At 65.5% G+C, this 10312-nt stretch carries 7 protein-coding genes; 1 reads left to right on the forward strand and 6 read right to left on the reverse strand.

Annotation, left to right across the window (positions count from 1 at the left end):
* Window positions 1-190: 190 nt before the first annotated feature.
* The 6 genes from WS62_RS06360 to WS62_RS06385 all read right to left on the reverse strand — a co-directional run bounded on the left by WS62_RS06360 (window position 191) and on the right by WS62_RS06385 (window position 7150).
* Window positions 191-1435 (reverse strand): peptidoglycan DD-metalloendopeptidase family protein, encoded by a 1245-nt coding sequence (locus WS62_RS06360; protein WP_066569128.1) that lies wholly within the window; start codon window positions 1433-1435, stop codon window positions 191-193.
* Window positions 1436-2161: 726 nt separating this feature from the next.
* Window positions 2162-2863: an ABC transporter ATP-binding protein gene (locus tag WS62_RS06365; RefSeq protein WP_066569135.1), complete on the reverse strand. Its 702-nt coding sequence runs from the start codon at window positions 2861-2863 to the stop codon at window positions 2162-2164.
* The gene (gene livG, locus WS62_RS06370) at window positions 2863-3636 is read right to left on the reverse strand and encodes a high-affinity branched-chain amino acid ABC transporter ATP-binding protein LivG (protein ID WP_066569138.1); all 774 of its coding nucleotides are present in this window, start codon (window positions 3634-3636) and stop codon (window positions 2863-2865) included. Before livG ends, WS62_RS06365 begins: the two co-directional genes overlap by 1 nt.
* Window positions 3633-4904, reverse strand: a complete 1272-nt coding sequence (locus WS62_RS06375; protein WP_066569140.1) for a high-affinity branched-chain amino acid ABC transporter permease LivM — start codon at window positions 4902-4904, stop codon at window positions 3633-3635. Before WS62_RS06375 ends, livG begins: the two co-directional genes overlap by 4 nt.
* 8 nt (window positions 4905-4912) lie before the next feature.
* Window positions 4913-5839 carry a high-affinity branched-chain amino acid ABC transporter permease LivH gene (gene livH / locus WS62_RS06380; protein WP_066569142.1) on the reverse strand — a complete coding sequence of 309 codons (927 nt, stop codon included), beginning with the start codon at window positions 5837-5839 and terminating at the stop codon, window positions 4913-4915.
* 195 nt (window positions 5840-6034) lie between these two features.
* Window positions 6035-7150: a branched-chain amino acid ABC transporter substrate-binding protein gene (locus tag WS62_RS06385; protein WP_066569144.1), complete on the reverse strand. Its 1116-nt coding sequence runs from the start codon at window positions 7148-7150 to the stop codon at window positions 6035-6037.
* An 866-nt stretch (window positions 7151-8016) separates the two neighbouring features.
* Here WS62_RS06385 and WS62_RS06390 point away from each other — a divergent pair.
* Complete coding sequence (locus WS62_RS06390; RefSeq protein WP_066569147.1) at window positions 8017-9261, forward strand: NAD(P)/FAD-dependent oxidoreductase; 1245 nt, start codon at window positions 8017-8019, stop codon at window positions 9259-9261.
* The last annotated feature ends 1051 nt before the right edge of the window (window positions 9262-10312 follow it).

The following is a 10312-nucleotide window of genomic DNA, read 5'->3' on the forward strand; positions in this document are numbered from 1 at the left end:
AGCCGACCGCGCGTGCCGCCCCCACCGCCCACGCGCCGTGCGCGCCGCCCGGCATCCGCATCGCCCGGTAGCCGGCGGGATAATGGAAATCGGTGACGTGTCAGGCATCACGCCATCGCGTCGTCCGCCGCGAATCGTGCGGATGCTGCCCAAGCCAGGCGCGAGCGCAAGCGGCAACCGGTCGACGGCATCAATTGACGCAAGCCGACACGACCGGATCGTTGCTCCCCGTATTGACGAATCCGTCCGACACCCACTGATTCGAGCCGAGCCGGTACCAGAGCCGCGTCGCGCCCCAGTTGCCCTGCACCGTATCGCCGTACGCGTAGCACGCGAGCTGGACCGTCGCGCCGTTCGCCACCGTGCCGACGACCGATGCGGACAACGACGGCGCACTGCGCAGATTCACGGGCCCCGGCGCCTGCACGGTCGCCTTCGCGGGCGGCGACGGCTGGATCGGCCCGCCGCTGTCTTCCGAACCATAATTGGTGAGGGACGCCTGCACGGACACGCGGCGCTGATTGCGGATCGCATAGCCCGAATATGTATTGGCGCCTTCGAAAAACTGCCAGCCGCCGATCGTCTTGCCGTTCACCGGCACGTCGCTGCCGCCCTGGCTCAGCGCAAAATGCACGTGCGCGCCTGTCGTCTGGCCGCCGCACGGCAAGGCGTTGCCGATTCGACCGAGGTATTCGCCCTGACGCACGCGCGTGCCGCTGCCGGCCTGAGTCAGTTGGACCATGTGGTAATACGTGGTCGCATAGCCGTTGTCGTGGACGAGCTTGACGATCGCGCTGCCGTTGCGCTCGCAGCTCTTGTAGAGAACGCCGTCGCGAGCGGCGAGCACCTGGCCGTTGCCGCCGGAGAAATCGAGCGAGTTGAACGGACGGCTGTCGCCGCTCCAGCCGTGCGCGCCGCCTGTCCAGTACCACGCGGTGCCTTGCTGCCACGGCAGCGCGAGCCCCGTCTGCCCCGGCGCTGCGTTCGGCTTCGGCGCGGTCGCCGCGCGACCCGCGTTGAGGTGCGCTCGTTCCTCGTTGGCGAGCAGTTTCGCCGGCGCCGCGGCGGCAAGCGCATAGAACGTGTCGCTGCCTTCGATGCCGACGACCCATCGTTCTTTCACGCGCTGCGCGAGGAAGAGTTTCGTGACGGGATCGGCCGGCGTGCCGTCCGGGACGACTTGCGTCACGGTGCCGAGCACCCATCCGGCCTCCAGATCCGACTTGATCGATTCGACCAAGTCGTCGCGTGCTGCCGGCGCCGCCGGACCTCGCTTGCTGAGCCGCGACGAGAATGCCTGTTGGACCGCATGCTGCAGGTCTGGTGCATCGACGGGCGCCCCAAGCGCGGCGCCGGACAAGCCGGCCGCCATCAACGGTGCGGCAATGAAACGCTTGATCGAATCGGATGCACTACGCCAGACCATCGGGTTCATAAGAACGCCTCCCTAATCAGTGAACGTCATCGCTTCGACGGGCAGGATCGACTGCGCTCCGACGCGGCGTCGTCGATCGACATGACCGCAGCGATCCCACGGTGAACCTTGGCAGCTCGATTCGCATTCCTTAGCAGCTTGATCAAGCCGACAAACTTCTTACGCTCCGGGAATCATAGTTATTTTTTTGTAAAAGTAAACCTTGCAGGCGATAAAGCGGATAGATCGGCATATGCATTCACCCTATCGATTTATCGATATTTGTGCACGGAACGTGCACTAAAATCCGGATTGTTTCAATGACTCACCCAGGAATTTTCCCAGATCGAATGGAGATATAAAGGAGGAGTCCAAACAATATCGAGACAGAACGATTTCACTCACGCGAGCTCATCTTCCATGGCCTTCGACACCATAAATTCCAGCGTTTTCCGCGACTTACCTTCAAATTCTCGACGAAGCGCGCAGCGACCAAGGAGGCGACACGACTGGGGATGGAGACGGAGCAGCGCGGCATCGGTTGCATTCGCATGCAGTCCGATAAAGTGTCATTCGAAATAAACGAATACGGCAATTGCATGAACTCGCGCGGATGGCGAGTTATGTGAGCTGAAGCACATTACATGTGCTCGGTGAATTCGAACGAACGCGCAATATTCGGATTTTCGGAGATGCGCATTCGCCCGTTTCCCGTTCCGCAGGCATCACGCCCGCAGAACCGCCGTGTTATCCACCGAGATACGCGCGCCTGATCCGGTCGTTTTCCAGCAGGTTCACGCCGGTGTCGGCGAGCACGACCCGCCCGGTTTCGAGCACATAGCCGCGATCGGCAACCTGCAGCGCCTTGTGCGCGTTTTGCTCGACGAGGAACACCGTGACGCCTTCGTCGCGAATCGTCCGGATGATGTCGAAGATCTGCGCGATCACGAGCGGCGCGAGGCCGAGCGTCGGCTCGTCGAGCAGCAAGAGGCGCGGCCGGCTCATCAGCGCGCGGCCGATCGCGAGCATCTGCTGCTCGCCGCCCGACATCGTACCCGCCCGCTGCGCCGATCGTTCCTTCAGCCGAGGAAACAGGCGATACACGTGCTCGACGCCTTCGTCGATTTCATGGTGGGTCGCGAAGAAGCCGCCCATCTTCAGATTCTCGAGCACGGTCAAGCTCGGGAACACGCGGCGCCCTTCCGGCGAGATCGCGAGCCCCTGGCGCATGATCCCGTGCGTCGGCATCGCGGTGATGTCGTCGCCCTCGAACAGCACACGCCCGCTCGACGCGCGCGGCGTGCCGCACACGGTCATCATCAGCGTCGTCTTGCCCGCGCCGTTGCTGCCGATCAGCGTGACGATCTCGCCCTTCTTCACTTCGATCGACACGCCCGACAGCGCCTCGATCGCGCCGTAATGCGTGTGGACCTTCTCCAGCTTCAGCATCACTCCTCTCCCAGATAGGCCTTGATCACGCGCGGATCGTTGCGCACTTCGTCGGGCTTGCCGATCGTGATCGGCCGGCCATGCTCCATCACCAGAATGCGATCCGAGACGCCCATCACGAGACTCATGTCGTGCTCGATCAGCAGCACAGCGACGCCGAACTCGCGGCGCAGACGGTCGATCAGATGCTGCAGTTCGACCTTCTCCTGCGGATTGAGGCCCGCCGCCGGCTCGTCGAGCATCAGAAGGCGCGGGTTCGTGATCATGCAGCGCGCGATCTCGAGGCGGCGCTGATGCCCGTACGAAAGCGTGCCCGCGGGCCGGTTCGCGACCGCCGTCAGGTTCATTCGATCGAGCCACACCGCCGCGCGCTCGAGCGCTTCGCGCTCCGCGCGGCGATACGCCGGCGTCGCGAAGAGGCCGTGCAGGAGCCCCGACTTCACCAGCCGGTGCTGGGCGACGAGCAGGTTCTCGACGACCGTCAGCGACTTGAAGAGCCGAATGTTCTGGAACGTCCGCACGAGCCCTTTACGCGCGACCTGGTGGCTCATCAGGCCTCCGATCGCGTGGCCGTCGAGCACGACGCTGCCCGACGTCGGCCGATAGAACCCGCCGATGCAGTTGAACACCGTCGTCTTGCCCGCGCCGTTCGGGCCGATGATCGCGAACACCTCGTCGCGGCGCACGTCGAAATCGACCCCGTCCACCGCGAGCAGGCCGCCGAAGCGCATCTGCAGCGCGGCTACCTTCAACATTTCCGTCGTCGCGCTCATTGCGGCAGCTCCACGTGGGGACGGCTCGCGGGCAGCAGGCCCTGCGGGCGCCACATCATCATCAACACCATCACGAGACCGAACATCAGCATCCGGTACTCGGCGAAGCCGCGCGCGATTTCGGGCAGCAAGGTCAGCAGGACCGCCGCGAGGATCACGCCGAGCTGCGAGCCCATCCCGCCCAGCACGACGATCGCGAGAATCAGCGCGGATTCGATGAACGTGAACGACTCGGGATTCACGAGCCCCTGGCGCGCCGCGAAGAACGCGCCGCCGATGCCGGCGAACGACGCGCCGAGCGTGAACGCCGACAGCTTGATGCGCGTCGGGTTGAGTCCGAGCGACCGGCAGGCGATTTCGTCGTCGCGCAGCGCTTCCCACGCGCGGCCCATCGGCATCCGGATCAGCCGGCTCGTCACGAACAGCGTGAAGCAGACGAGCACGAGCGCGATCAGGTACAGGAAGATCACGACGTGCTCGCCGCTGTACTCGAGCCCGATCAGCTCGTGGAACGTCTTCGCGCCCTCGACGCTCGCGCTTCTCGCCATCTCGAAGCCGAACACGGTCGGCTTCGGAATGCCGGAGATGCCGTCCGGGCCGCCCGTGATGCTCGTCAGGTTGTTCGCGAGCAGACGGATGATCTCGCCGAAGCCGAGCGTGACGATCGCGAGATAGTCGCCGCGCAGCCGCAGCACCGGAAAGCCGAGCAGGAAGCCGAACGTCGCCGACGCGAGCGCGGCAAGCGGCAGGCATTCCCAGAACGTCAGCCCGAAGTACTGGTTGAGGAGCGCATATGTGTAGCCGCCGACCGCATAGAAGCCGACATAGCCGAGATCGAGCAGCCCGGCGAAGCCGACGACGATGTTCAGGCCGAGGCCGAGGATCACGTAGATGAGCGCGAGCGTCGCGACGTCGATCGCCCCGCGCGAGCCGACGAACGGCCACACGAAGCCGATCGCGACGAGCGCCCAGACGACCGCGCGCTGCTGCCGCGCGCCGAGCGGCGCCGCCGCGGGCAGGCGCACCGCTGCCTTCGCACGCAGCAGCGCGGGCTTGAACAGCTGAAACAGGAACACGGCGGCGACCGCGATCCAGACCGGCCGCCAGTGCGCTTCGAGCACGACCTGATAGCCGTCGAGCTTCAACTGGAGGCCGAGGATCGGCACCGTGAGGATCGCCGTCAGCACGGCGGCCGTCACCGCGTGCTTGAGCGACTGGACGGCCGGCGCGCCGGCCGTCGTGCGGACGGAAGTCATCGCTTGATTCATGGGCGGCCTCACACCTTTTCGATGTCCGACTTGCCGAGCAGGCCCGTCGGACGGAACAGCAGGATCAGCACGAGGAGGCCGAAGGCCACCACGTCCTTGTACTCGGCGGGCATGTAGCCGGATGCGAAGGTCTCCGCGAGACCGAGCAGCACGCCGCCCAGCATTGCGCCCGGAATGCTGCCGATGCCGCCCAGCACCGCGGCCGTGAACGCCTTGATGCCCGCGACGAAGCCGATGTACGGATTGAGCTTGCCGATCGTGAGCCCGATCAGCACGCCGCCCACCGCGGCGAGCATCGCGCCCAGCACGAACGTGAACGAGATCACGCGGTTCGTGTCGATGCCGAGCAGGTTCGCCATCCGCATGTCCTCGGCGCACGCGCGGCATGCGCGGCCCATCCGCGAATGCGAGATGAACAGCGTGAGCGCGATCATCAGCGCGATCGTCACGCAGACGATCAGAAGACGCGCATACGGCACCGTCACGTCGAAGTCGCCGCCGACATGGATGTCGAACGCGCCGGAAATCAGCACGGGCACCGACATGTCGCGCGCGCCCTGGCCGATCTGCACGTAGTTCTGCAGAAAGATCGACATGCCGATCGCGGAGATGAGCGGCACGAGCCGCGGCCCGCCGCGCAGCGGCCGGTACGCGACGCGCTCGACCGCGAACCCGTAGAGCCCGGTGACAACGACCGACACGACGAGCGCCGCACCGAGCACGAGCGGCAGCGGATAGCCCGCCGACGTGCCGATCGCGGTCAGGGTGACGAGCCCGACGTACGCGCCGATCATGTAGATCTCGCCGTGGGCGAAGTTGATCATGCCGATGATCCCGTAGACCATCGAATAGCCGATGGCGATCAACGCATAGATCGCGCCCAGCGTGAGGCCGTTGACCAGTTGCTGGGCGAATTGCGGAAAGAATTCATTCATGCGGGAAGCTCCCGTTCGCGCCGACGCGCGTGCATGCGCGCCCGCTCATGAAAGCGGCGGCGCATGCCGCGCACGGGCGTCCGATCTCGACACGCCCGCCGCGCCGCGGCCCGCTGCTCGCGCGGCGGCGCCGGGCCCATGCGACCCGCCCCGCGCGAACGTGCGGCGGGGCGGATGGGCGGGCAGATACTCCGATTAGTTGGCGGCCGTCTTGGTCGCGTCCTTGTGCCACTTGTAGACGACGAACTTGAACGCCTTCAGGTCGCCCTGCGCGTCGTACGACACCTTGCCGATCGGCGTGTCGAAGCCGTGCTGATGCATGTACGCGGCGACCTTCGTCGGATCGGTGGTCTTCGCGCCCGCGATCGAATCGGCGATGATCTTCACGCCGGAATACGCGGGCATCTGGAACGTGCCGTTCGGATCGCGCTTCTTGTCGGCGAACGCCTTCACGAGCGCCGCATTGGCCGGATCGGCGGTGAAGTCGGCGGGCAGCGTGACGAGCATGCCTTCGGACGCGGGGCCCGCGATCGCGGTCACGTCCTTGTTACCGACGCCTTCCGGTCCCATGAACGCGGCCTTCACGCCCTGCTCGCGCGCCTGGCGCAGCAGCAGGCCCATTTCCGGGTGATAGCCGCCGAAGTAGACGAAGTCGACACCTTGCGACTTCAGCTTCGTGATGGTCGCCGAGTAGTCCGAATCGCCCGCGTTGATGCCTTCGAACAGCACGACGGAGATCTTCGCCGCTTCGAGGTCCTTCTTCACCGCCGACGCGATGCCCTGGCCGTACGACTGCTTGTCGTGCAGCACGGCAACCTTCTTCGGCTTGACCTTGCCGATGATGTACTGCGCGGCGGCCGGCCCCTGCTGGTCGTCGCGGCCGATCGTGCGGAACACGAACTTGCGCTTCTTGCCTTCGGTGAGCTGCGGCGCGGTCGCGGACGGCGTGACCATCACGATGCCTTCGTTCTCGTAGATGTCGGACGCCGGAATCGTCGAGCCCGAGCACACGTGGCCGATCACGTACTTGATCTTCTGGCTGACGATCTTGTTCGCGACCGCGACCGCCTGCTTCGGCTCGCACGCATCGTCCATCATCACCGCCTCGAGCTTGTTGCCGCCCGCGCCGCCGGCTGCGTTGATCTGCTCGATCGCCGTCAGCGCGCCGGCCTTGACCATGTCGCCGTACTGAGCGACCGAGCCGCTCATCGGGCCGGCAATGGCGATCTTCACGGTTTCCGCATGGGCCGCGGCGCCGGCGGCGGCAAGCATCGCGGCAAGAGAGATGGACGAAAGACGGGACAGCATCATCAGGAGCTCCTCGATTATGTTTAGTCATACGGGCAAGGCGGCATGACTTGCGCAATCGAACAACACCCGTGGACGAAACGACTTGGAATACGCCCGAGACGGATAGACGGACCTGCAGATGGAATGACGCTTGCGGGGCCGGCAGTGTCAGCCGCCGTCGCGAAAGACGGAGACCTTGGTTCGGAAAGACAACGTGATGCGTCTTATATTGCGCAAGCGATTCGCCTGCCCCGCTTACCTAACCGCTCGTCGGACGGATCTGCCGACAGCCGTTGGCAAGGCAGCCGAAATTATAGGATCGTTTTTCATGCGTCTGACCAGAAATAGCTGACGAATCAGGGAAAATACGCAGTCCGGCCGATCGCGCGAGCCCCCGGTTGCGCCCGATTGCGACGTGTTGCATCGCAATCCGATTCAAGGTTCGCGACGCGTTTCGCGCGGTCATTCAGCGCAATTCCTCTTTATATACGAGTGCTTGACGCGATGCTGCACTGCACCGTCGCGTGCGCCGAACGAAATCGGAGACGGTCGAGGCGACGGCGTGCGGCCCGGCATCCGGACCGAGGTGCAACCGCATGGGTATCCGAACCGGCATGACGTCCATGCAATGTTCGCCCACGAACATGCATATGGCGGCACCTTCGTTGGGGCCATAGCAGGCATTTTGATATTTAGATGAAATAATGCAATCGCGCGGCCAGCCCGCCGTTTCTTTCGATTGCCTGTCGAATCGGCTTGCCGTTTTCGGCGGTTCCGCGCCGGCCGGCCGCGCGCTTCGCTCGTCGTGCGATCGTGCGATCGTGCGACATTCATCTGGCGGGAATCCGTCCGCCATTCGCGCTACACAAATCACCGACTCTCGCCTCATGGATTTCGACGTCATCGTTCTCGGCGCAGGCATCGTCGGCGTATCGGCCGCGCTGCACCTTCAGGATCGCGGCCGCCGGGTCGCGCTCGTCGATCGCGGCGCGCCCGGCGAAGGCACGAGCTTCGGCAACGCCGGACTCATCGAGCGCGCGTCGGTCGCACCGTATGCGTTTCCGCGCAGCCCGCTCGCGCTGCTGCGCTACGCGATGAACCGCTCGACCGAGCTCTATTGGCATCGCGCGTCGCTGCCGTCGTTCGCGCCGTGGCTCGCGCGCTTCTGGTGGGAATCGTCGCCGCGCCGCCACGCGGCCGCCGCGCGCGACCTGCTGCCGCTCATCGAGCGCAGCGTCGCCGAGCACGACGCGCTGATCGCGCGCGCGAACGCGGGCGACCTCGTGCGCGCGTGCGGCTGGATCGAGGCGTATCGCACGCCCGCCCGCCTCGCGCATGCGACAAGCGACGCACTGCGCAGCGCGAGCCGGCACGGCCTGCGCGTGGCGACGCTCGACGCGTCCGCGCTCGCCGCGCAGGAGCCCGCGCTCGGCCCGGGGTTCTGCGGCGCGCTGCACTGGCTCGATCCGAAGAGCGTCGTCGATCCCGGCGCGCTCGTCAAAGCGTACGCACGGCTCTTCGAGCTCGACGGCGGCACGCTGCTCGAAGGCGATGCGGCGAGCATCGAGTCGAGCGGCGACGGCTGGCGCGTGCGCACGGCCAACGGCGTCGCGGCGGCGCGCGAGGTCGTCGTCGCGCTCGGCCCGTGGTCCGATACGGTGTTCGCGAAGTTCGGCTACCGCATTCCGCTGCGCGAGAAGCGCGGCTACCACATGCATTACGCGCCGCCCGACGGCGCGTCGCTGTCCGCGCCCGTCGTCGATCTCGAGCACGGCTACGTCGTCGCGCCGATGCGCGGCGGGCTGCGGCTCACGACGGGCGTCGAGATCGCCGCGCGCACGCTGCCGCCGACGGGCGTGCAGCTCGCGCGCGCCGAACGCGTCGCGCAGCCGACGTTCAGGCTCGGCCCGCGGCTCGACCCCGAGCCATGGCTCGGCTTTCGGCCGTGCACGCCGGACATGCGCCCCGTGATCGGCGCCGCGCCGCGGCACCGCGGGATGTGGTTCGCGTTCGGACACAATCATCACGGGCTCACGCTCGGACCGATCACGGGACGCCTGCTCGCAGAGACGATGTGCGGCGAGCCGACCGCCGCGAACGTCGCGCCGTTTCGCGCCGAGCGGTTTCTCTGATTCGAAGCCGATGCGAGCGCGAGCGCATCGGCGGCGGCAGGAAGACGTTCAACGCGCTCGCGAACGCGTCGGCGCCCGACGACGATGCGCCACGGATGCCGCGCTCCGGCGGCAGCGAGCCGCGCGACATGAACCGTGCGGCATGTCGTTCGACACGCGATGCATGGTCGATCCGCACGAAACGTCGGACGATGCTTGATCCGCGCGGCCGGGGCGCGCGGTGCATCGGGTGAGATTCGGCAAGCGACGAGCGTGCCGAGCGATGCATCGATCTCCATTGCCGTCGAGCGTGCTCGACGAAGCGCGCTCGCCGAGCACGCTCGACGGCTCCGCGAAGACAATCGCCGCGCACATGCGATATGCGATATGCGCTCGACCCCGATGCGCACCCGCCGCTCTTCGGTCGATTGATCCGGCAAATGCGATCCGCCGAACGAGACGAAGCAGCGTCGCCGCATCCCGCTCCGTTTCCCGGCAACGCCGCAAATCCGACATTGCGCGGAATCGCGCAAACGATTTTGCGCGGTCGTCGAAACGCGGCACCTAATCGGTCATCGCGCAATAAGCAACCGACTAACCCGCCGAAGAATCACAGCATGTTGAACGAATAGTGCTTTGCAACTTTCACAACGAACATCGTCGCAACGATCCATGCAGCCGAATCAAATGCAGGATTAACCACAACGCACTCGAACGCGGCCACGGCAAAACAATCGCACGAATCGCCTTAGCGCTGAAGCGACAAACCTTGACACGCAGTAAAACACCATGACAAGCGGTGAGCCGCCGCCACACATCCGCACATCGCGGCAGCCGACCGCGAACGGCACGTGCAGCGTGCCGCAGCGGGATTCAGGCGCCATTTCGCACCCGGTTCGTGCACCATTCGAGTGAACGACTCGGCGCTCTACTTTTGTCTGCTAAGGATGCTCTGCACAAACGCGAATCGAGTGTGCTTGGTCGTTTGACAGGAAGCTGAATGCGCCACGACGCCAACCTATCAGCCCGGAACGAAGCTGGCCGGCACGCGCCGAGCAGCCTTCGCGTGCAG

It is taken from the genome of Burkholderia sp. ABCPW 14, assembly GCF_001523835.1.
Taxonomy (GTDB): domain Bacteria; phylum Pseudomonadota; class Gammaproteobacteria; order Burkholderiales; family Burkholderiaceae; genus Burkholderia; species Burkholderia mayonis.

Excerpts from the sequence above, each read along its gene's own strand:
- livG (WP_066569138.1), bottom strand. The coding sequence starts at position 3,636 with ATGAGCGCGACGACGGAAATGTTGAAGGTAGCCGCGCTGCAGATGCGC.
- WS62_RS06390 (WP_066569147.1), top strand. The coding sequence starts at position 8,017 with ATGGATTTCGACGTCATCGTTCTCGGCGCAGGCATCGTCGGCGTATCG.
- WS62_RS06385 (WP_066569144.1), bottom strand. The coding sequence starts at position 7,150 with ATGATGCTGTCCCGTCTTTCGTCCATCTCTCTTGCCGCGATGCTTGCC.
- WS62_RS06375 (WP_066569140.1), bottom strand. The coding sequence starts at position 4,904 with ATGAATCAAGCGATGACTTCCGTCCGCACGACGGCCGGCGCGCCGGCC.
- WS62_RS06365 (WP_066569135.1), bottom strand. The coding sequence starts at position 2,863 with ATGCTGAAGCTGGAGAAGGTCCACACGCATTACGGCGCGATCGAGGCG.
- WS62_RS06360 (WP_066569128.1), bottom strand. The coding sequence starts at position 1,435 with ATGAACCCGATGGTCTGGCGTAGTGCATCCGATTCGATCAAGCGTTTC.
- livH (WP_066569142.1), bottom strand. The coding sequence starts at position 5,839 with ATGAATGAATTCTTTCCGCAATTCGCCCAGCAACTGGTCAACGGCCTC.